20 protein-coding genes are annotated in these 23,550 nt (G+C 47.1%); 6 read left to right on the plus strand and 14 right to left on the minus strand.

What is annotated here, in order from left to right:
- Positions 1–142 precede the first annotated feature (142 nt).
- From pstB to ACRJJO_RS05685, 5 genes are all read right to left on the minus strand, one after another.
- Positions 143–952 carry a phosphate ABC transporter ATP-binding protein PstB gene (pstB, locus tag ACRJJO_RS05665; protein ID WP_431064939.1) on the minus strand — a complete coding sequence of 270 codons (810 nt, stop codon included), beginning with the start codon at positions 950–952 and terminating at the stop codon, positions 143–145.
- A 135-nt stretch (positions 953–1,087) separates the two neighbouring features.
- Complete coding sequence (gene pstA / locus ACRJJO_RS05670; RefSeq protein WP_431064918.1) at positions 1,088–2,740, minus strand: phosphate ABC transporter permease PstA; 1,653 nt, start codon at positions 2,738–2,740, stop codon at positions 1,088–1,090.
- A complete protein-coding gene (locus ACRJJO_RS05675) occupies positions 2,737–5,007 on the minus strand; it encodes an ABC transporter permease subunit (protein ID WP_431064919.1) in 2,271 nt (756 codons plus the stop codon). The genes pstA and ACRJJO_RS05675 overlap by 4 nt, the downstream gene beginning before the upstream one ends.
- A gap of 197 nt (positions 5,008–5,204) precedes the next feature.
- Positions 5,205–6,191: a PstS family phosphate ABC transporter substrate-binding protein gene (locus ACRJJO_RS05680; RefSeq protein ID WP_431064920.1), complete on the minus strand. Its 987-nt coding sequence runs from the start codon at positions 6,189–6,191 to the stop codon at positions 5,205–5,207.
- A 79-nt stretch (positions 6,192–6,270) separates the two neighbouring features.
- Positions 6,271–6,777, minus strand: coding sequence for a SixA phosphatase family protein (locus tag ACRJJO_RS05685; RefSeq protein WP_431064921.1), 507 nt, complete (start codon positions 6,775–6,777; stop codon positions 6,271–6,273).
- Between the two features lie 192 nt (positions 6,778–6,969).
- On the opposite strand from ACRJJO_RS05685, the gene ACRJJO_RS05690 reads away from it, so the two are divergent.
- Positions 6,970–8,493, plus strand: a complete 1,524-nt coding sequence (locus ACRJJO_RS05690) for a CHAD domain-containing protein (RefSeq protein ID WP_431064922.1) — start codon at positions 6,970–6,972, stop codon at positions 8,491–8,493.
- A 39-nt stretch (positions 8,494–8,532) separates the two neighbouring features.
- Entirely contained in the window at positions 8,533–9,273 is a 741-nt protein-coding gene (locus ACRJJO_RS05695; RefSeq protein WP_431064923.1) for a ParA family protein, read from the plus strand.
- 55 nt (positions 9,274–9,328) lie between these two features.
- On the opposite strand, the gene ACRJJO_RS05700 is transcribed toward ACRJJO_RS05695, so the two are convergent.
- The 9 genes from ACRJJO_RS05700 to ACRJJO_RS05740 all read right to left on the minus strand — a co-directional run bounded on the left by ACRJJO_RS05700 (position 9,329) and on the right by ACRJJO_RS05740 (position 17,886).
- Complete coding sequence (locus ACRJJO_RS05700) at positions 9,329–10,954, minus strand: glycosyltransferase family 4 protein (RefSeq protein WP_431064924.1); 1,626 nt, start codon at positions 10,952–10,954, stop codon at positions 9,329–9,331.
- A gap of 316 nt (positions 10,955–11,270) precedes the next feature.
- Positions 11,271–12,848, minus strand: coding sequence for a VPLPA-CTERM-specific exosortase XrtD (xrtD, locus tag ACRJJO_RS05705; RefSeq protein WP_431064925.1), 1,578 nt, complete (start codon positions 12,846–12,848; stop codon positions 11,271–11,273).
- Between the two features lie 567 nt (positions 12,849–13,415).
- On the minus strand, positions 13,416–13,565 hold the full coding sequence (locus tag ACRJJO_RS05710; protein WP_431064926.1) for a hypothetical protein: 150 nt from the start codon (positions 13,563–13,565) through the stop codon (positions 13,416–13,418).
- Positions 13,565–14,062 (minus strand): aminotransferase class III-fold pyridoxal phosphate-dependent enzyme, encoded by a 498-nt coding sequence (locus tag ACRJJO_RS05715; RefSeq protein WP_431064927.1) that lies wholly within the window; start codon positions 14,060–14,062, stop codon positions 13,565–13,567. Before ACRJJO_RS05715 ends, ACRJJO_RS05710 begins: the two co-directional genes overlap by 1 nt.
- On the minus strand, positions 13,996–14,187 hold the full coding sequence (locus ACRJJO_RS05720; RefSeq protein ID WP_431064940.1) for a hypothetical protein: 192 nt from the start codon (positions 14,185–14,187) through the stop codon (positions 13,996–13,998). The genes ACRJJO_RS05715 and ACRJJO_RS05720 overlap by 67 nt, the downstream gene beginning before the upstream one ends.
- A gap of 96 nt (positions 14,188–14,283) precedes the next feature.
- On the minus strand, positions 14,284–15,150 hold the full coding sequence (locus ACRJJO_RS05725; RefSeq protein ID WP_431064928.1) for a universal stress protein: 867 nt from the start codon (positions 15,148–15,150) through the stop codon (positions 14,284–14,286).
- On the minus strand, positions 15,150–16,643 hold the full coding sequence (locus ACRJJO_RS05730) for a SulP family inorganic anion transporter (protein ID WP_431064929.1): 1,494 nt from the start codon (positions 16,641–16,643) through the stop codon (positions 15,150–15,152). The genes ACRJJO_RS05725 and ACRJJO_RS05730 overlap by 1 nt, the downstream gene beginning before the upstream one ends.
- Before the next feature lie 232 nt (positions 16,644–16,875).
- Positions 16,876–17,403 carry a hypothetical protein gene (locus tag ACRJJO_RS05735; RefSeq protein WP_431064930.1) on the minus strand — a complete coding sequence of 176 codons (528 nt, stop codon included), beginning with the start codon at positions 17,401–17,403 and terminating at the stop codon, positions 16,876–16,878.
- Positions 17,404–17,451: 48 nt separating this feature from the next.
- On the minus strand, positions 17,452–17,886 hold the full coding sequence (locus ACRJJO_RS05740; protein ID WP_431064931.1) for a MarR family winged helix-turn-helix transcriptional regulator: 435 nt from the start codon (positions 17,884–17,886) through the stop codon (positions 17,452–17,454).
- A 708-nt stretch (positions 17,887–18,594) separates the two neighbouring features.
- Between ACRJJO_RS05740 and ACRJJO_RS05745 the strand changes: the two genes are divergently transcribed.
- The 4 genes from ACRJJO_RS05745 to ACRJJO_RS05760 form a co-directional block, all read left to right on the plus strand.
- A complete protein-coding gene (locus ACRJJO_RS05745; RefSeq protein ID WP_431064932.1) occupies positions 18,595–21,210 on the plus strand; it encodes an MMPL family transporter in 2,616 nt (871 codons plus the stop codon).
- 62 nt (positions 21,211–21,272) lie between these two features.
- The gene (locus tag ACRJJO_RS05750; protein ID WP_431064933.1) at positions 21,273–21,629 is read left to right on the plus strand and encodes a copper resistance CopC family protein; all 357 of its coding nucleotides are present in this window, start codon (positions 21,273–21,275) and stop codon (positions 21,627–21,629) included.
- Positions 21,630–21,640: 11 nt separating this feature from the next.
- Positions 21,641–23,275, plus strand: a complete 1,635-nt coding sequence (locus ACRJJO_RS05755; protein WP_431064934.1) for a copper resistance D family protein — start codon at positions 21,641–21,643, stop codon at positions 23,273–23,275.
- 55 nt (positions 23,276–23,330) lie between these two features.
- A partial coding sequence (locus tag ACRJJO_RS05760; protein WP_431064935.1) for a 1-deoxy-D-xylulose-5-phosphate synthase N-terminal domain-containing protein occupies positions 23,331–23,550 on the plus strand: 220 nt, incomplete at its 3' end.

A 23,550-nucleotide genomic window follows, 5' to 3' on the forward strand; every position in this document is an offset into this window, starting at 1 on the left:
GCGCGGGGAAAGCGAAGTAAATCCTGACTGAACTGCTTTGAAGTTCAAGGACGATGGAGCATCCCCCCACCAAAGTTTCTATGCAGTGTGGGAACTATTTAAACCTTTCTTTCCCGCGCCTCTGCGCGAAATTAACATTCCTTTAGCCGTAACGCCCGGTGATGTAATCCTCGGTTTGTTTTTTCGACGGATTCGTGAATAAATGACTGGTATTGTCGAATTCGATCAATTTGCCCATGTACATGAACGCCGTGTAATCGGATACGCGTGCCGCTTGTTGCATGTTGTGCGTGACAATCACGATCGTGTATTTCTCTTTCAATTCGTTGATCAGCTCTTCAATTTTCAGCGTTGAAATAGGATCCAGAGCCGATGCCGGTTCGTCCAGTAACAAGACCTCCGGCTCGATCGCAATTGCCCTAGCAATCACGAGCCGTTGCTGCTGACCGCCCGACATACCTAAAGCATTGTCATGCAATCTATCTTTAACCTCATCCCAAAGCGCCGCGCCGCGCAAAGCCTCCTCGACGGTCTCGTCTAGTGTTCTGCGATCGTTGATACCTTGTATCCGCAAGCCATAAGCGACGTTTTCATAGATCGACTTCGGAAACGGATTGGGCTTTTGAAACACCATTCCGACCCGTCTGCGCAAAGCCGCAACATTTACCGATTTGGCGTAAATATTTTCATCATCGAGCAAAATAGTGCCATCAATTCTGACATTATCGACCAGGTCGTTCATGCGGTTGATACAGCGCAGCAATGTCGATTTTCCGCAGCCGCTCGGACCGATATAGGCAGTCACTTTTTGCCGCGGAATATGCATATCGATGCCGTATAAAGCTTGCTGATCGCCATAGAATAGATTCAAATTGTGTACCTTGATGCACACTTCTTCTTGAGCCATGCCTTGCGGCTTCTTATCTTGAGTCAATGCATCCAAATCGAGCATGTGTTTCCGTAAGGGTTGATTCGTCATGGTGTTTAACCCAGCCTTAACATTTTATGATCGTAAGACATTGTAATTAATATAAATAATAGAAAATAAACAATAAATAGCCTAGTGACTACATGTGTTAAAGCTAGGTTAACCTTCCAAAGCCCGGTATTTTTCGCGCAGATGATTTCTGATCGCGACCGCTGATAAATTCAAGCCGACGATCACGACGACCAACAATAAGGATGTGGCATAGACCAAGGGTCTTGCCGCTTCGACATTCGGACTTTGAAAACCGACGTCGTAAATATGAAAACCCAAATGCATGAATTTTCTATCCAGATGCAAAAATGGAAAATTTTCGTCCAGCGGCAACGATGGCGCTAATTTGACGACGCCGACTAACATCAAAGGCGCTACCTCGCCGGCCGCCCTAGCAACCGCTAAAATCAAACCAGTCATCATCGCCGGGCTCGCCATCGGCAACACGGTGCGCCACAACGTTTCGGCCTTCGTCGCACCCAAGGCCAAACTGCCTTCGCGGATCGATTTCGGAATACGCGACAAACCTTCCTCGGTCGATACGATAACGACCGGCAATGTCAATAAGGCTAGCGTAATCGACGCCCACAATAAGCCTGGTGTTCCAAAAACCGGTGCAGGAGCGGCTTCCGGAAAAAACAGCTGGTCGATATTACCGCCCAGGATATACACGAAAAAACCCAAGCCGAACACGCCGTAGACGATCGACGGGACGCCGGCCAGATTATTGACTGCAATGCGAATCAAGCGTGTCGTAAAGCCCTGCTTCGCATATTCTCGCATGTAAATCGCCGCGATCACGCCAAGCGGCGTCACGATCACCGACATAATAATGACCATCATTACGGTACCGAAGATTGCGGGAAATATGCCGCCTTCAGTATTTGCCTCGCGCGGGTCGTCCAGCAAAAATTCGGCGATTTTTTCGAAATAATGCCCGGTTTTAGCCCAAACACTCATCGTATTCGGGCGATAAATTCTGACCAACTTAGCCAAAGGCATATCGATTTCTCGACCATCGGCTGCCTTCATCACCAAGGAATCTCTGTTAATCGTCTTATACAAACTTTGCAACTCAGCCTGATAGTCCCGGTATTGCTGCTCGTACTCATCGCGTTCGGCCGAAAGCTTTCGTTCCGCCTGCTCATCCCATTGCGCGTTCAACTCCAAGCGTCTTTGTTTAAGCCTCAGACGCTCCAAACCGTAATTCACTGCGCCGATTTCCTTCTTTTCGAGCCGTTGAATTTGCTTATAGACCGACAAGGCATCACGTAATCGCTCCGACACAACCGAAAATACCTGCGGACCGTCGGCGATCACTTCCCCTTCTTGCTTGAGTGCAACCGGATAACCGTAAAAATTACCCCATTCTCGCCGCTCGAGCACGAGAATATCGTCCGGATACTGTCGGCTCTGAATATTACGGTCCAGAATCCAGCGAAAATCCATACCGGTCAAATCTCGGTTGCCGATTTTGATCAGGTGCTGCACCAGCAGATCGTTATCGTCTGACATCTTATGACCCGAAGCACGCGCCATCAAAGCCGTTGTGGTGCTGGTATCGACAATCTCTCCGATGACAGTTTGCTTGCGCCCGTCTTCCATATAGATAAATTCGGCGACATCCGACGGCCAGAAATGCAAGGCTCCGCGAAATGCGATCAACGCCAATAGGCCGACCACCAAAATCAGGCAAGTGCTGACTGCCGCGGCATTGAGCCAAATCCACGGTGAACCGCTTTTAAACCATTGTTTGATCATAAGGAACTATATTTTTCACGTAAGCGCTGGCGAATCAACTCGGCCAAGGTATTAACGACAAAGGTAAACAAAAACAACACCAATGCAGCCAAAAACAGCACCCGGTAATGTGTACTATCGACTTCGGACTCGGGCATCTCGACCGCGATATTGGCCGATAAGGTGCGCATACCCTGGAATATACTCAAATCCATCACCGGCGTATTACCGGTCGCCATTAATACGATCATCGTTTCGCCGACCGCCCGGCCGAGTCCGATCATGATCGCCGAAAAAATCCCAGGGCTAGCCGTCAACAGTACAACACGCGTCATTGTTTGCCAAGGCGTCGCGCCCAAGGCGAGAGAGCCGACCGTTAAATGTCTCGGAACAGAAAAAATCGCATCCTCGGCGATCGAAAATATCGTCGGAATGATTGCAAAGCCCATCGCCAACCCCACCACCAAGGCATTTCGTTGATCATAGCCGATACCCCATTCGGCATCGAGCCAATTACGCAAACTGCCCCCGAACAGCACTGATTCCAAAGGCACGCTAATTAAAAACGCAAACCAGCCGCTCAACAAAATGATGGGGATCAACAAGGCGGCATCCCAGCCATCCGGAATCTTATGCCTCACCAATTCCGGCAATAATTGCCATAGATAAGCAAAAACCAGCACCGCCGGCGGCATCGTCAGCAAAAGCGTGAAAATGCCGGCCAAATGCTCTTCGACAAACGGCGCGAGCCAAAGCCCCGCTAGAAAACCTAAAATAACAGTCGGCAACGCTTCCATAATCTCGATACCGGGCTTAACCAGCGTACGCATGCGCGGGTCCATGAAATAAGCGGTATAAACCGCACCCATCAAAGCCAGAGGGACCGCGATAAGCATTGCGTAAAAAGCAGCTTTCAAGGTGCCGAATACCAACGGCGTCAAACTATATTTCGGTTCGAAATCATTGCTCGCCGAGGAAGACTGCCAAATATAGTCGGGCTTCGGGTAGCTTTCATACCAGACTTTTTGCCATAACGATTTGACGGAAACCTCCGGATGATCGTTTTCGACCGACCAGAAATCCATGAAGCCCGACTCGGATTCGACGATAAACGCATTGGCTCGCGGCGACATCGAAACTGTTTTCGGCATCCCATTCGACACCTGTGTTTTGATCAACTGCCGCTCGGCGGTCGTATGATAAATACCGGCGACGCCCGCGGTATCGACTGCAATAAAACCTTTGCGGCGTTGCTCGGCATTAATGCCGGCAATCGCCTGTTCCGATACCTTGAACGATCGGATTTTTTGCATCGCCGGATTATTCCGGGCGTCCCTGACTACGCTCCATTGCGCAACCAATCCCCCCGAATCACCGATCAATAACGAAATACTACCGTTCAAAAAGACCATCGAGGTCAATTTACGACCGGCTTCGATTACATTCAGATGCTGGCGAATCACCGGTTTCGACTTATCGGCAATATCGAAAAAACTCAAACGACCTTCGCTATCGGCGAGATATAAATTGCGTTGATCCTTGTCCATTAAGATAAATGCAATATCGAGAGCCGGCACATCGAGTATGCTGTCGGTCCGTTCGAAATCTTCATCATCGTCGAACAACGAACGCTTCTTTTGGAAGCTCGTCAATATCACTCGTTTATCCGACGTTTTGGCGACCATTGTGGTCTGATCGTCATCGACACGAATTGCAATCTTTTCGAGTGCTTGACCTGATTCATCCAAAACCAGCGTTTCTCGTCCCAACGGATAATCGACAACAGGCGTTATGACCCGCTGGTTTTCCGGATATGACACGTTATACTTGTGTTTCAGCACGATCGCGCGACCGTCCGACAAGCCATACACGGCAACACCTTTCTCGGGACCGCCATCGGCAAAACTGCTAATCCGGGCGCTTTCCGGCAAAACGATTGAATGAATCAATAGCGTTTTACCGGTAGGCGCGGCAAAGAAAATAATTCGTCCGTTTTCGGTGAAACGCACGCCAACTTCATTTTGCTCCTCGACAGCCAACATAGCGGTGTCGCCAAGCGCCAACTCCGGCACAGGGTAATGCGCGACAGATTCTGCGCTAGGCTCGATAAACAGAGGCCACACAACATACAATAAATAGAAAAAAATCAACATTATCGCGGCGATAATGCTCAAGCCGCCAACGATAACGCCGTAACGAGCCACACTGTCCTTGATGAGTCGCCAACGCGGATAAAAGCCCGTCATGGCATTCAAAGAGGCCGAAGCCCCGGATTTCGGTTCTGTCATATGGATGATTGAATGATCAATGCCGCTAGAAAATGGTCAATACGTCCCAATATAGTGCTCGATTTAACTGTGCCGGTGAGCGGTAAGCGGTAAGCGGTAAGCGGTAAGCGGTAAGCGGTAAGCGGTAAAATGATGCAGTATTTAAATCGTTTGTCAAGCGCCTTTCACCTTTCACCTTTCACCTTTCACCTTTCACCTTATTCTATCGACCCCAGAACTTTATTGGCGACCTTGGCTGGCAACGGGATATAGCCGTCTTTAATGACGACTTGTTGACCGGTTTTGGATAAAACCATTTTAATGAATTCTTGCTCGAGCGGCGCTAGAGGTTTATTCGGATGCTTGTTGACGTAAACATACAAGAAACGCGATAAAGGATAAGTACCGGCAATCGCGTTTTCCGGCGTCGCATCGACATAGGCCTGCCCTTCTCTTGATGCCAGTGGAACCGTTTTGACTCCGGAAGTCTTATAGCCTAAACCGGAATAACCGATTCCATTGAGCGAACTGGTTACCGATTGTACGACCGATGCCGAACCGGGTTGTTCGTTGACATTATTCTTAAAATCGCCTTTGCACAAGGCCTCATCTTTGAAATAACCGTATGTGCCGGATACGGAATTGCGTCCGTATAGTTGTATGCTTTGGTTTTGCCAAGCACCGTCAAGCCCCGCCTGTCCCCAAGTCACTATATCGCTTGGATAACCGCATTTACGTGTCGACGACAAAATCGCATCGACCTGTGCCAAAGTCAAACCTTGGACCGGATTGTCCTTATTGACGAATACCGCTAGGGCATCTATTGCGACAGGAATCGCAGTCGGTTTATAGCCGTATCTACTTTCGAAAGCATCTAACTCGTTATCCTTCATTTTCCGGCTCATCGGCCCGAGATTGGCTTTACCTTCGGTCAACGCCGGCGGCGCGGTCGAAGAACCAGCAGCCTGCACCTGAATATTAACGCTCGGATAAATACGCTTGAATTCCTCGGCCCATAAGGTCATTAAATTGGCAAGTGTGTCCGAGCCTTCACTCGATAGATTGCCGGATACGCCGCTCACTTTATGATAGTCAGATAGACCGGGATCGACTGTCTGCACGGCTCCAGCGGGGCCAGAGACTAAAGAAACCATAGAAAAACTCAATATCAGAGTTATTTTGTTAAAGTTAAATGAAAACATCATGAATCGACACTCTTAGAAGTTAACGTCATTATTCCATTGCGGAACGGTTGCATAAGAATATGACTTTTATGTTACAAAATTATGACAACGACGAAGCGCGTGTAACCGAGACTAATTTCGCACTATGCTCGCCAAGCTTCGTCCAATCGGACGGCATCGTCAAAACTGCAAGTGTAGCGGTCGCAAGCAATTTACCGTCTTCTGCCGTCTCGATGTCGGCAACCAAATAGTGCAATAAAGTTTCAAGACCGGGATTATGCCCCACCAACAAAACCCGTCCAATATCGGTCGGGCAGGCGGATAAAACAGTCTTAAAATCGGCTAATTGGGCTTCATACAGTCGCGAGTCCCGAATAATCTCGGAGTCGGTAAAACCTAACGCTTCACCCACTCTCTCGGCGGTAGTCAGCGCACGCACGGCAGGCGAAGTAACGATCAAGCCGGGAGTTAGTTTTTGCTTACGCATCCATTGTCCGATGCGAACCGCGGCTTTTTTGCCGCGTTTTTTCAGAGGGCGATCGAAATCATCGGCATCGACCTCCCAATCCGATTTACCATGCCGAAGCAACATTAAAGTTCTAGTCATCGTTCAAAAATCCCCATGCCAAAAACGAACCACAACTCAAAAACCATCAAATCCACCCCATCCACCTTTAACCTTTAACCTTTAACCTAAAAATTTTGTAATTTACTTTTCATATTAACTTGTTACTATTCCAAAAATATGACAGTTTATGGAAAAGATTTTCCTGACAAATCCTTCAATGATATCCCGCCAATGACCACACCCACTTTGAACTTCGAATTTCCGGGGTATTTGACCGCTAACAAATTTTTGAGCCAATTGGCTGACAAGGCGATTTTAAAGCCCGTTTCCGAACACTATACCTTAAAATCTTATTATGATACTTTTGACTGGCGCCTTTATCGAGGCGGTATAATCTGCGAATTAAATCGTTCCCAAACAGTTTCTATTTTAACATTGAAAAACCTTCATACCGGCCAACTGATCGCATCAGCCGACATCGACTCTGTTCCTAAGTTCGCGAAAGAATTTCCATCAGAAAACATCCGTAATGTACTCGCTCCATTACTCGAAATGCGCGCTCTACTACCACTGACGACGCTGGAATGTACTCGAAAATTTGTCAATGTACTGAATAAGGATGAAAAAACAGTATTGAAACTAATGATCGATACCTTCGAATATATCCCTTGCCGGCTTCAATTAACCCCGGTAAAAGGCTACGATAAAGCCGCTCTCAAGGTCATCGAAGCCTTGATTCGCATCGGCTTAGTCGAGTCCAATCAACCTCCGTTAATCGACGCGCTTAAAACACAAGGACGAAAACCAAAAGATTATACCTCTAAGCTAAACATCAAGCTCGATCCAAACATGCGCTCGGATCTTGCGGTTAAATATATTTTTAGCTACTTACTAAAAGCCATCAAAATCAACGAACAAGACACCATCGCCGCTACCGACAGCGAATTTTTGCATGACTTTAGAGTCGCTGTACGAAGAACTCGTGCCGGACTCAATCAACTAAAAAATGTTTTACCCGACGCCGAAACGGCGCGTTTCAGCCATTTTTTTGCCTGGCTCGGTCAAATCACGACCCCGACACGCGATCTCGACGTTTATCTACTCGATTTCGACAATTATAAGAAAAGCGTGCCGCCTGCACTTAGAGAAGACTTAAACGCGCTTTACGATTTTATCGACCGCAAACAAAAGCAAGCGCAAAAAAATCTCGCCAAAAAATTAAAATCGCCGGACTATATCGCGCCGCTAATCGAATGGGAAGAATTTTTACGCTCGCCGACGATCAAAAAACCGACTCAAGCCAATGCATTGCTACCGATCAAGACATTGGCCGACAAGCGCATCTTAAAAGTTTTCCGGCGCATCATCAAAGATGGACAACGCATTACCGATCAATCGCCTCCGGGGGAACTGCACGACTTACGAAAAACTTGCAAAAAATTGAGATATCTTATGGAGTTTTTTCAAAATCTGTACCCGAAAAATGAGATCAAGTCATTGATTAAAAGCCTGAAACATTTCCAGGATATCTTAGGCGAATTCCAAGATCTAGAAGTCCAAGAGATTACCTTGAAAAAATTTAGCGAAGAGATGATGAACGAAGGAGTACCGGCCGACACGTTTCTGGCAATGGGCGTTTTGATTCAAACGATAGACAAGCGCCGACAACAAGCACGCGAAGCTTTCCAGGAAAAGTTCAACGCATTCGATCAACCCGATATTCGAGATGCATTTCATTCGTTATTCGGTTGTTAGCGCCGGTCGGCCTCAAAACATAGGGCACAAGAAAACACTATGAAAATCATTGCAACATTCAACATTAAAGGCGGTGTAGGAAAAACGTCCACGGCCGTCAATCTTGCTTATTTGGCGGCACGAGGCGGATCGCGTACTTTAGTATGGGACCTGGACCCGCAAGGGGCGAGTAGCTACTATTTCAGAATCAAGCCCAAAATCAAGGGCGGCAGCAAAAAATTGATCGAAGGCAAGCGTGAATTGGACGATATGATTAAAGGTACTGATTTCGAAAACCTTGACTTGTTGCCTTCGGACTTTTCTTTTAGAAATCTTGATTTAGTGCTAGAAAGCAAGAAAAAACCGACGCATCAGCTCGAAAAACTATTGAAACCACTCTCTCAGGAGTACGATTTCATCTTCCTGGATTGTCCGCCGAGCATCTCATTATTATCGGAAGCCGTCTTCAAAACCGCAGACATATTGCTATCGCCCGTCATTCCGACGACGCTTTCAATAAGAACGCTGGATCAATTGAAGCAATTTCTCAAAAAAGAGAATAATAAAAAAATACGAGTCATGCCGTTTTTTTCGATGGTCGATCGCCGCAAAAAAATGCACCTCGAAATCCTTGAAACGACTCCCAAACAATTCCCGGAATTGCTGAAATCGGCGATCCCTTATGCCAGCGATATCGAACGCATGGGCCTTGAACGCATGCCGCTAGGCGGCTTCGTCAAAAGAGGCCGTTCAATACAGGCCTATCAAGATCTCTGGGAAGAAATAAACCGTAATTTGTAGACGATAATTTGTAGTCGATTTTTTTAAAAATAAATATTGAATATTCGGAAAGCGGCTATTTCATCGCCGACACGGCTCCCGGTAATACTATTAACAAAATCATGACACCGGAGAACATCGCCAATAATTTCAAAGGACGATACTCTTTTGCTTTGCGGTGAAACAGATATTCGACCGCGTAACCAAGACAAAACAATCGAAACAAAATACGCGGCAACAGCTCGATATCGGCCAAAAACATTGCCGATAGAATGAACAAGCCGACCAAAACATCCTGCGTCGTCAATGAAAATACCGTTTTCCGCGTCACTTGAACCGCCAGAAAAACCACAATTAGTAGCACTGCCAAAAAAATATCCACTCCCCAAACCAGCCAATGATCGACACCATTGGAAGGATTTAATATCAAACACGAAAATACGCCGGCCGCGTAGATACTAAGCCGGGTCAAAGTTTCCTTGAGGGGATTATTCAAGAACCAAAAGAGGCATAAAAAAGCGATCGCAAAAACCATTTCCAATTGCGTGAACATCATTGCATGACCAAACATCGCAAAAATCATAATGCCGATAAAAATAGCCAGCGAATATTCGATATAAAACTTTGAAAATTTATAAAGCCAATTGAAACGCCTAAAAAAGCTCCTACGTCTTTCTATTGGCTCCTGAACGGGATGCAGCATCCACCCCAGCCTGGCCGCACCATAAAAGAATAACAAGATGACAAAACAAATGCTCAAATAAAAACCTAATACAACCGAATCGCTCTTATAACGCAGAAAAAATGACGCTAATAAAAACAAAGCCTGTAAAATATAAATCGCACCAACCGCTTCAGCATGAGTAAACCCCAGTCTTAATAAGCGATGATGAATATGACGTTTATCGGGTGAAAACGGGGAATGACCTGAACGTATTCTTTGCACCATCACGGTCAAGGTATCTAAAATAGGCAAGCCCAATATTAATAAAGGTAGAGCGGGATTAAGCGTTTGATGTACGTCGACGATTAAATAAATCGTAAATGAAGAGGCCATGAAGCCGATAAACTGGCTACCGGTATCGCCCATGAAAACAATGGCAGGATGAGTATTGAACCGCAAGAAACCGACTATTCCGCCCGCCAACGCAAGCGCCATGATCGCTAGGCTGCTAGAATCGACCAAGGCGCTATAAAATGCGATTGCCGATACAGTCATCAACATGATACCTGCCGCTAGACCGTCCAATCCATCGGAAAGATTCACGGCATTGGTCACACCAACGACGAATAGAACCGTCAACGGGTAAGCAATCCATAAAGGTGCGGGGTCCAATCCGGCAAACGGTAAAAATTTTAAATAGATCCCTCCCGAAACCATAACGAATACGGCCAGGAACTGCCCAAAAAATTTCCATTTATAATTCAGGTTTAAAATATCGTCCAAAGCGCCGAATAGAACGATAATGCCGCCTCCGATCAGTAAGCGCCCGATAGGACCTTCAAAAGGGAGCAGCCACAATATCACCGATAATGCAGCAATAGCTAAACCTAAACCACCGCATCTTGGAATAGCCTTAGTATGTACCTTACGTTCATCGGGTTCATCGACCATATTCAACACAGAAGCCGATTTGATCAAAATTGGGATCAATGCAATGCTGATGACCGACGATAATATAAAACTAACAAACAATTCCATAGTTTTCGACTCAAAAAACTTTAAATACCATGCCCATCCTCTCGGCATAGCAATTAGAAAAGACCAAGCCCCAACTGCGGCAAGGTCTAACCGGCACTCTCAGCACCTTATCAAGCCTCAACAAAAAGCTAAAGCCTTTGCAATTAAACCAAACGAATCTTAGATTAGTGTTACAAAGAAAGAATATTCCGTGAGAAACTCTACACTTTAATCGGATCGGTCATATATGTGGAAATAGAAAATAAAACTCGGAGTACGACAAAGGCCAATCATAGTTCTTCGCAAAACACGATTGGCCCAGTAAACGCTGTCTCGGTCAATTCGGCACAAACGCCGATAAACGCGGATAAACGGCCTGTAAAAATGCATCGAGTTTTTTATCGCCATCCGACGCATCTTCGCCGCGATTCAATGAAATAACCAATCGCACTAGCGCTCCATCGGTGCGCTGTTTTGTTAAAGCGTCCCAGAACAAAAACCATTTCACGAGATATTCGTTCGTGATGACCCGGCCTCGTTGTTGAAACCAATAATAGACCAATTGTTGACTTTCACCTTTGGAAATGACGGCACGATTAACTCGTAACGGATCGCCGCCCACAGCATCGACACCGGAAATGGTTCTTTGCGTAAAGTCGCCGATACGCCAACCATCACCCGGCATACATGACTTAGGCGAATGCGCGGAAGCTCCCTTGCGTTGTGAGGCGTAATAAGCCACATAAAAATTGATGGGCTCATGATATTGATGATTTGTATAATTCGCGACGATATAATCGTCGAACTTGAGCGCATCGATATATTCCTGCCCCATGCCGACTTCGATACCGCGCCAATCATCGATTTGCAGAGGAAAGGTAGTGAATCTAGAACGATCAGGAGTTAATTCTTCCCTATCACCGATGAACAAAGATAGTGGCACCGCTATTAATAAAAGTAATGCAGCCGCCATGTACGGCTTAGGTAATGCCGTTGTTAGGTCGCTATTATTCGATTCGCTCCCGAAAGATTCCTCGGTTTCGGAGTGCGGCATGGCCTTGATGACAAAGACCTCGGAAAACTTTTTATCCCGATAAAACAACTTGACCATCAACCACATTTCGACGAACAACACGCCTAAACAACCGATAAAAATAACCCATCCTTCGAAATCGTGTAAAAACCCTTCAGCCTGCTCGATACCCCAATTTTCAACAAGAACGCCGATCACACCGATACGAAAACTGTTCATCAATACGGTTATCGGGAGCGTCGACAAAAAAATCACGACGCGCATCCACAACTTGGCTCTGAAAAAATAAGCGCATAAAAAACAGAAACTAGCCAATGGGAATAAATAGCGCAAACCGCTACACGCCTCGACGACTTGCAATTGATAATTACCCAAATCGATGACATTACCGGCCAAAAAAACACTAATTCCAAACAGTCGTATTACCGCGACGCCAAGCTGCGACGAAATCAACTGCAATTCCGACGACAGATTGTTGTATAAAAAATTCGGCAAAGGGATCATGAAAATCAGATAGGTCAACGGAAACCAGAGCAATCGCATTCCGCGCCAACCGGTATAAGCCAAACAAATACCGAATAAGACTATTAAGAATGCATATTGGGTAATGGTATACAGCGTCGCTAACTCGCCAATCAAACCAAACAACAAACCCGCCGCGACTAAAACAAAACCGGCCCAACTGCCTTGCCCGATAAGCCTGGCTAGCGCCGACCTATTTTCCCAAATAAACCAAAACGAAATCAGCGGTATCAAATAACCGTGACTATACTCTTCTCGCTGCCAGTTTTTTTCCATGTAAATCAAGGCATCACTAAACACAAAACCCAAGAGCAAAATTATCGTCAGCAGCGACCCGACAAATTTATAGTTAATTTTCATGAAATATCCGTCGTTTCTGTTGATTTCGGTATTCAAGGGACACCTTTATTGTTTCTAAATTGTTCGTTGAAGACAAAAAAAATCCGGTGACAGTTCCGAAACTGTTCGCCGGATGCGTTATTCGAACATCGTAGGCATGCGCCGCTATTTATAACAAATCTTGACTAGATAATGTATTAAAAAACACTTTAGTCAAAAATTAACCTGATTAGCAAGTTTTTTCAGCTAAAGCCCAAAGATCAGCATATTCTTAGCAGGACGGGGTTCGCAAGCCATGCGCGTCAAGCTAAAAACAGCCAACCCACATCACGCTCTTTCCCAAGCTCCAGTTTGGGAAAGAGCCCCCGGAAGCTCCAGCTTCCTGAGACCGACACAACCTCCGCACATTCTCAATCAACCCCGACTCGCTCGTTCAATCTTTCTTGATTGTCGGGAAGCTAGAGCTTCCTGAACAGGTTACCCAAGCTGGAGCTTGGGTAACAGCATATTTTAGTTTTTACGACTAAGACTAGCCCCTGCTCGGACACTTGGCTTCGGCAAGCTGAAGCATCTTGCTAATCAGGAAAATTAATGCTTTTTTATTGTATAAAACAAAAAACATCCCTGAGCCGAGCAAAAGGCAAAGCTACGAACCATGTGCGCCTTTTCGAACTTAACCAAACGTTTGCCGACAAATCCCGATGCGCCGGTCACGGCGACCTTGAGGCTCGGAACCATCAATCGCCTCCCTTGATCGTTCGCTTCGCGATTTGATAAATCGTCTTCCAGTTTTCGCTGCCGACTTCCTGGCTATTACGCAAAATCGCCTCCATCGCATTCAGGAAATGATCGACTTCTTTTTCGGTGATCACCATCGTCGGCAGCAGTTTGATCACATCGTTATGCCCGGACGCCATCGTGATGATGCCATGATCGCGGTGAAGCGGAATCACGATCAACTGCGGGAACAGGCCGGCGCTCGCGGCATGAATCAATTTCCACTCCATTTTACTTCGTAGAGAGTCGGGACAACCCAATTCGAAACCGATCATCAAGCCCATGCCTCGTACCTCCTTGAGCAGCGAATAACGATCTTTCAGCTTGTTCAAGCCTTCCATCAAACGCTTGCCCATCGCATCGGCATTCTCGACCAACTTGTCGTTTTCCATCACTTCGAGCGTCGCGAGCCCCGCGACCATCGCCAAACGATTGCGCGCGTACGTCGAATGATGCACATAACATCGATGCGCGATAAGCGTCCGACGCGACTTTGATCGAGCGTCACGGTGCCGGTATTGGCCGCCTGTATGCCTTCAGCTACATCGGTTAGTTGTTTTTCCAATAACACCTTAGGAACCATATTTTGCTTACGGTGAGACCGGTATGCGTTCCCACGCTGGAGCGTGGGAACGAGGCAAACCATTCATGACTTGTCGGGGGTAACGCTTAACCGGCTTTATCTCAACAGCAACAACGGTTTTTTGCTATGCAGCAGCATTTTCGCGGTAAAACTGCCAAGCAAAAGATCGCGTAATTTGGTATGACTAAAAGCGCCCATCACGGTCATGTCGACATCATGAGTTTCCTGATATTCGCAGAGTACCAAATCGGGTTTTCCTACCAGTTTTTGAGCGACCACTTCGATACCGCCGGCCTGCTTCAGCTTGTTCTCGGCTATTTCGAGCAGCTTTCCTTTATCGTCGTCCTTACTGACGCAGACCAAATGACAAACCAAACCTTTGTATAAAGGGCTGTTCGCGACGATATCAAGCGCCTTCTCGGCCGCCGCGCTGCCGTCATAGGCGAGCATGATGCGCTCGGGCGCCTTGAACGGCTCGTTGACAACCAATATCGGTCTATGTAACGAACGGATGATCGATTCCAGTTTCGCGCCGATCTTGTCGGGTTGATTTTCATGCACTTTACCGCGCAGACCGATTACCAAGACACGTGTCACATCCTCAAGTTCGATCAAGGCTTCGACCAGGCTGCCGTGCCGTTGCGTTAAGATCGGTTCGCCAATTCCGGATTGCATAACGCGTTGTTTTGCGGTCTCGAGCAACAGCTTGCCTTGCTGCAAACGCAATTTGATACGCTGCTGATCCAATTGCGTAATTTCTTCCAACAATTCGTCGCGGCTGTCGAGTCCGATATTGCCGGACAGATCGGACATCGTCGCGGTCTCGGGATGGTGGTCTATCGTGTGCATTAGTTTCAGCGGCACCTCGACGCGCTGCGCGATCCAGGCCGCGTAATCGCAGACCGCTTCGGTCAGCGCCGATCCGTCGATGCAAGCCAACACTCTATTTTCGTTATTTTTCATTAGTGCCCTCCCATGATTTTTTCGATTTCTTCCGGCTTGTCGTGTACACCGAACCGGTCGACAATCGTCGTGGTGGCTTCGTTCATGCCGATAATTTCGACTTCAGCGCCTTCGCGCCGGAACTTGATCACGACCTTGTCCAATGCCGTGACCGAGGTTATATCCCAAAAATGCGCGCGATGTAAATCGATGACGACTTTTTCGACCGCTTCTTTAAAATCGAACGATTGAATGAATTTTTCGGCTGAATTGAAAAACACCTGACCGACCACACGATAGATTCTGACGTTTTGATCTTCGTCGATTTCCGATTCGACATATAGAAAATGACTAATCTTGTTGGCGAAAAACAACGACGCCAATAGCACGCCGACGAATACGCCGATCGCGAGATTATGCGTAAATACCACTACGATCACAGTCATGCTCATAACGACACTGCTCGAGAGGGGATGTTTCTTCAAATCGAGAATCGAACGCCAACTGAAGGTACCGATCGACACCATGATCATGACGGCCACGAGCGCGGCCATCGGAATTTTCGAAATCCATTCGTCGAGAAACACCACCATGATCAGCAGTAGTGTACCAGCCGTCAACGTCGACAATCGTCCGCGACCGCCCGATTTGATGTTAATTACCGATTGCCCTATCATCGCGCAGCCTGCCATGCCGCCGAGCAGACCCGCACCGATATTAGCTAAACCTTGGCCTTTACATTCGCGGTTCTTGTCGCTGCTGGAATCGGTCAGATCGTCGATGATCGTCGCTGTCATCAACGATTCGAGCAAGCCCACCACGGCCAAGGACGTTGAATAAGGAAAAATAATTTTTAGGGTTTCAAGCGTCACCGGAACTTCCGGCCACAAAAATATCGGCAAATCGTCGGGCAGCTCACCCATGTCGCCGACCGTGCGGATATCTAAACCCAAATAGATCGACAAGGCCGTTAATGCGGCGATGCAAAGCAACGGCGACGGCACCGACTTCCCGATCACCGGAATCAACGGAAACAAATAAATAATCCCTAGTCCGCCTGCGGTCATCGCGTAGACATGCCAGGTCACGTTGGTCAATTCCGGCAATTGCGCCATGAAGATCAAAATCGCCAAGGCATTGACGAAACCGGTTACGACCGAGCGCGACACGAAACTCATCAGACTGCCGAACTTGATGTAGCCGGCGACGATCTGCAGCACGCCGGTCAATAACGTCGCCGCCAACAAATATTGCAGTCCGTGATCCTTAACCAAGGTCACCATCAACAAGGCCATCGCCCCGGTCGCGGCAGATATCATGCCGGGACGACCGCCAACGAAAGCAGTCACAACCGCAATACAAAACGATGCATAGAGGCCGACTTTCGGATCGACGCCGGCGATTATCGAGAATGCAATCGCTTCCGGTATCAGCGCGAGCGCAACGACGATGCCGGCCAATAAATCCCCCCGGATGTTGCCGAGCCAATCTTGTTTTTTCGATAAAAAGAGCATGGTATTCCTGTCAATATAAAACCGTCGACAGCCGGTCCGACCGCCGAATGAAAATTAAGAGAACAAATAGCTCACTCCACTCCCGTATCCTGCCCTGTTTACGAGACGAAAAGAGCCTTCGCAGTCTGTAATCAAATGTTGAGTGGTTAAGAAAATCAGGGAAAACGCTAAGGTGGCGTATGTGTATGAGTCATCGAGAATAAATTTAATAGTGTAGGAATCCGGTTTAACTTCATAGCGTCAACCAAAACAGCAGCAGCGCCAGGCCGGCCAAGTAAGCAGCCGTCAGTTTAATTTTCTGTTTCGGCAATAACGCCTGCCAATAAGCTAATTTACTTCTTTTATATTTAAGACAGGCTGCGCAAGAGTTTATTTTCAAGCGCCGGACAAGATTCGGAAATGCGTAGACGAGACGATAAAACCCATACATTCCGATCAACAAAACCGCATTGACGATAATCGTCTCGCTCTGATGATGATCGGTATGCAACAGATGTTCGAGTATTTCTTCGATGTAGCCTTCGATAAACTCGATTAGCAGATGCAGAATTTCGAAAACCGAATGCACGATTTCGACTGCAAAATCCAGCAGGTCTTCGAAAAAAAACAAAATGACAAACAACCAAAAAAACTGCCAAGCGACTCTTGCGAGCATTTGCCGATCGCTTTCGTCGAGCGATGCCGGAGCGGGCTTTTTAAATAAACCGACTATCCATCCGTTTGTTTGCGATTCCTTCAGTTTTTTAATGAAATCAAACACAGTTTGCCTTTGATGTTATTGCCGCGCGTTACGGCACCGAAGAGAATTTTAGGACATATCGGGTTCTTTGCCGCAAATAGCCCCTTTAACCCGGCACAATAGCCGGGTGACCAATGCTTGCTCATCCGGCGACAATGCGCCTAACACCTCGGCTTCAACCTGATCGGCAATGTCCCATAATTTTTGCATGACCGGCAATGCATTTGCGGTCAACTCGAGCCGATAGACGCGCCGATCATCGCTGTCTTTGATGCGGCGCACCAAATTCCGCGCTTCGAGTTGATCGAGCTGCTTGACCAGTGTGATCGGTTTGATATCGAGAATATCGGCCAAATCGACTTGTCGGCAGTTAGGGTTTTCGGACAAATGCACCAAGACCCGCCATTGCGAATGAGTAATACCGATAATTTCGGCATTTTTATTAAACCGCTGACGAATGACGTGACTGATTTCGTAGCTGAGAAAGCCGAAACGAAAATGCATATAGATTGGCTTTAATATAGTAAGCGAGGGGTATTATATTAGATTGGCTTAAACGCAACAAGTATAAATTTGGTTGAAAACAATCCCAGCGCTGAAGACGAACACTCAATTTCCTTAAATCATCAAGCAATATCGATCGTTGAGGAACACTAAAATCCTGACAATAACCATGCTTATAAGTTATCAAAAAACATGCCGTCACATTTTTACTCATTCTTGTATCATTTAGCCCAAATACAACAATATTTTGCATAATGCCAACAGCATTACTATAATCATTATCGAACTTAGGTTTGGGTTGAAACTTGAAAAATACCTGTGTTTGATTTCATTACAAAAAGCACGCCCTCTTATTCGAATGAATGAAACTAGTACTCACTCATCTTTACAATGTCGGGTGAAAATCGTTTAGCTCAGCGTAATTCCGCTCATCCTTCGACAGGACTCTCCTGAGCGCAGCCAAAAGCTCAGGAGAGCAGATTTACTCTTACCTTTCAAGACAAGATTAACTGAGTACTTGGGTCTCAGCAACCGATTTTCGGAAGTTATATGAACAATATCCTTACAAAACTATTAATGGCTCCGTTTTAGAAACGAAGCAAGATACGCTTGCGCCTTAACAAGTCGCTTAATCGACAAGGCATGATCGAATATATTGTAATTCCGCATCCTTAACACGACAGCCAACGAACTACCCGCCCCTAAATCATGGCAAAACATACAGCATCGATACAAACCCGCTTGTTCGAATCCATAGCAAAACTTCCTTTACGTTTTCCTTGGATTTTATTGTCGCTGTTTGTTTTGTTATGCGCTCTGAGCCTGAACTACACAATCAAAAATCTCGGTATCAACAACAACACCACCGAGTTGTTGTCTCAAGAACTGCCATTTCAAAAAGTCAGACACAGATTGGATAAAGCATTTCCGCTTGATGCTGCCGCGATCATTGCCATTGTCGAATCGGACACACCCGAAGAAACCTCTCTCGCCGCCACATATCTAGAACAGGATTTACAAAAGAGGCAAAACCTATTCGAATCGGTTTACATTCCTGGAGACAATCCGTTTTTCCGGCGACAGGGTTTTTTATTTCTGGAATTGAACGAACTCGAAGCCTTGTCAGAAAAACTCGTCGACGCCCAGCCGTTTATCGGCCATCTATCCAAAAATTATCATTTCGCGGGCTTTTTAGACATCCTCTCGCTGGCGCTAACAGAAAGCGACCGAGAATTAGCGATGCCGCTCGCCCCGTTATTAAGCGCTTTCAATCAAACGCTGTCAGCAACCCAAGAAAACCGCCATCATTATTTGTCTTGGCAAAAAATGCTGACCGAAGGCAGCTTCGAAAAAGACCAAACCCGCCGTCTCGTCATCGCTAAACCGCATCTCGATTTCAGCGATTTGATGCCGGCAGAAAAACCCATGGACTACCTCAGAGCGCTTTCCGAACAAATGCAATCGCGGTTTCCGGGCGTGCGCCTGAGCTTCACCGGCGAAGTCGCATTGGAACATGAAGAAATGGAAAGTCTTAATGAAAGCATGGTCATTTCCGGAATTATTTCTTTAATATTGGTTTGTTCCGCGCTTTTGCTAGGGCTTCGCTCGGTAAGATTGGTTTTCTCGACCTTCATCGCATTGATCGCCGGACTCGTCCTAACCGCGGGTTTCGCAGCTGTCGCCATTGGCCACTTGAATCTAATCTCTGTCGCATTCGCAGTTTTATATATCGGACTGGGCGTCGATTTCGCAACCCACCTATGCTTGCGCTATCAAGAGTGCCGTCTGCATGACATGCCAACCGATGCGGCCATTTCGGATAGTATTCATACGGTAGGCCCATCATTGTTTTTATGCGCATTAACGACCGCGATCGGCTTTTTCGCATTCATACCCACCGACTTTAAAGGCGTTTCGGAACTCGGCATCATTTCCGGCGCTGGAATGTTTATCGGCTTGGCGATTTCACTACTTCTACTGCCCGCCTTGTTGAAGTTGATGCATTTTAAACCGATAAACGCGAAACCTACCGCAACACTGCCGGATTGGCTCTATCAGTTTCCGTTCCGCCATTCCCGATCAATCCGCAAGATCGCATTATTACTGGCGGTTACTAGCGGCATTATTTTGACGCAATTGAGTTTCGATTCGAACCCAATCCATTTACGAGATCCAAAAACCCCGTCGGTTGTCGCATTTAAAAAATTATTGCAAAGCAAAACCGACTCGCCGTTCATCATTTCAGCACTCACCGACAGCTTGGAAGACGCCGACAACCTGGCTGCAAAATTCAGCACCTTATCGAGCGTTCATCAAGCAATCACACTAAGCAATCTCGTCCCCGAACAGCAAGACGAAAAACTCGACATCCTCGATACGCTCAATTTGATCATGCCCGCGCAGCTCGATAGATTCGACCGCGCTTACGAAAAATCGGATATCAGAAGTGCTTTAGTCAAATTCGACCAATCGCTGAAACAAACCTTGTCGCAAAATACTACTCCAGTTTCGGCCGTATTGCTTGAACAACTTCGCCGAAACATTCAATCTTTCATCGACCATGCCGACAAAACCGATCAACCCGATTCGGTCTATTCGCAGCTGGAAACCAATGTGATGATTTTATTGCCGGAAACGATGCGCATGTTGCGGGATGGCCTAACCGCTACCGAATTCGCAATCGACGACATTCCCGAAACTGTCAAAAGCCATTGGATCAGCCCTAACGGCATCGTTCGACTGCTGGTTCTACCCGAGCAAGACCTCAACGACCCCGGACATCTAAAAGTATTCGTCAATCAAGTACTTGACACCTATCCGCAAGTATTCGGCCTGCCGATTGGCGACGTCACTTCCGGGCAAGCCGTCGTCGACGCGTTTATACAAGCCTTTTCAAGCGCCTTGGCGTTTATCGTTATTTTATTACTCGTAATCACCCGCAGTATCAAGACGACAATATTGATCATTGCGCCGCTATTATTGGCCGCAATCCTGACCGGCGCATTCAATGTCCTGCTCAATAATCCGTTCAATTTCGCGAATATCATCGTCTTGCCTTTGCTGTTGGGGATGGGGGTCGACAGCGCAATTCATATCGTGCATCGATTGCAACACAAGCAAAGCCAAACCGACTTGCTGCAATCGAGTTCGGCGCGCGGCGTGTTTTTCAGCGCATTGACGACACTGTGCAGCTTTACGAGCCTGGCGTTTACCTCGCACCTGGGAATCGCCAGTATGGGTTTATTATTATCGGTCGGTATTACGATGACTCTAGCCAGCAGCTTGATTGTTCTACCGGCGTTAATCAATCCAAATAAAACCTAAACTCCGCCACTAACGTTATTGACGATTAACTATCCATCGTTATTTCTATTTATGTTAAAGATATGATTAAACATTATTTTCAACTCTTATTTGTAATACTATCGCTCAATGCGAGTACTGTCTCAGCACATGCCGTTGTCACCAATACTTCCTTAAAGATCGACCCGATCAAGGCCGGTACCGAAAGCAAAGTATCGCTTACCTTTAATTCGAGAGTGGAATTGGCTTTATCTCATTTCGATCTGGTCAAAAAAAACGATGTGCATGAGAGACTCCACGTCAATCGAGGTAAAATCCGCGGAGAAGTCGTCATCGATATTCCTCCGTTAGAACCCGGAGAACATGCGATCCGTCTCAAGGTGTTCGCGGCCGACGGTCACTTGACCGAAGATATCATTCGTTTTTTTGTCATTGAATAAAGGCATTGGTAATGGGCGGATTAGCTGATTTTTTGGATTCTCTGGTCGGCGGAGTCGACCGCGTATTTTTTAGCGTGGCGATAGGCGGTTTGATCTGGGGCATGTTTATGCTGAAACCTTGGTCGAGGAGATACGATGAAAAACATTTATCGTCGACCGTCACACTGATTTACTATGGTGCATTTGGCCTCGCGTTAACGCAAGGCTTCGCGCTGATAATAAAAGTTTGGCTGATGAACGTGACGCTAGGCGTCTGGCCGTTCCCGGCCTTTGCCGATACGATTCAGTTCAAGGCAGGCATGGTGCGCATGATCGTGATGGGCTGCCTGGCCTTTTATGTCGGGAGCAAGCTCAGTCTTCAACCGACTTCTAAGAACACCTGGTATAACGCAACCGCCTTAGCGATTCCGGCACTGATCGCCGGCGCCTGGCTCGCTCACGGTGCGGGACGCTTCGATGGCCGTATACAATTGATGACGATAACAGTCATTCACCAAATCGCCGCGGCAGCATGGGTCGGCGGTGTCTTTCAATTAATTAACATTTGGCGATTAAGCACACGTAACGCAATCGATCCGATGTTGTGGCCCAACTTTTTGAAACAATTTGGGAAACTCGGCCTGGTCTCGCTCGCGGTCCTAATGGCGACCGGCCTTCCGATGGCGATCGGCTATATCGATAGTTGGAACGGATTCATCGGCACCGGCTACGGCAACTTATTACTGGTCAAACTGCTCTTGCTAGCCATAGCTTTGTTTTTAGCTTATTTAAACAATCGCGGCACGCGCGAATTCTTCGAGCAGAACCGCGAGACGCTGCTATTCCGCGAGATTCCAAGTTATATTCAAGCCGAAACATTCCTGTTGGTTAGCATTCTATTCACAGCCGTCAGCCTTGCAACCCAACCGCCGGCGATCGATATCCCGAAAACCACCGCGACCTGGCAGGAAACGCTCGCCACTTTCAAACCACGGATTCCACTAACAACATCTCCGACCCACGAAGAGTTAATGGCCGGCGAACCCGGCAGAACCGCAATCATAGGCCAAGTTCCGTCGCGCGCGAGTACCGACTGGTCGGACTACAACCACAATGTAGCCGGCATTTTCGTTACAACGATCGCAGTTTTAGCCATCATTGCATCACTTCGTCCGCCTCCGCCGCATCGCGGTCCTTACTGGCCGCTCGGCTTCGCTTTTCTCGGCCTTTTCCTGTTTATACGTAGCGACCCCGAAGCGTGGCCACTCGGCCCCATCGGCTTTTGGGAAAGCACATTAGAGAGCGGCGAAATTCTGCAACACCGTATCGCGACTTTCATGGCGTTCATGATGGGGGTCATGGAATATAAGGCGCGCCACCCCAATAACTCGAATAAGAAACTTATCTATATGTTTCCGCTGCTCGGAGCCTTCGGTGGCCTGATGTTGCTGACACACTCGCATGTCGGTTTTCAACCTAAAACAGCTTTCTTAATTCAGGCAGGACATACGTTAATGGGTGTATTTGCGATCATAATCGCCAGTGCACGCTGGCTTGAAATACGACTCAATGACCCGAAACAACGACAAATAGCCGGGTTAATATCCGCTTTTGCGATGCTTCAGCTAGGTATGATTTTATTGTTTTATCAAGAACCGCTTTATTAATTGCTTTTACCCGATTCATTCAATGGTTAATGAAGCACTCTCTCAGGAAAATACTATGAACCTTGCTAACGATTACCCGTTATTGAGTCTGATCGATACGCCCGCGGATTTACGAAAACTGTCCAAAGCCAATCTAGTCCCGCTTGCCCAAGAACTGCGCGAGTTTCTGACTCACACGGTCAGTATTTCCGGCGGACACTTCTCGGCCGGTCTGGGAACAGTCGAGCTGACCGTGGCGCTGCATTACGTGTTCGATACGCCGCGCGATCAATTGG

The sequence above is a fragment of the Methylotuvimicrobium sp. genome (genome assembly GCF_050611805.1).
Classification (GTDB): Bacteria; Pseudomonadota; Gammaproteobacteria; order Methylococcales; family Methylomonadaceae; genus Methylotuvimicrobium.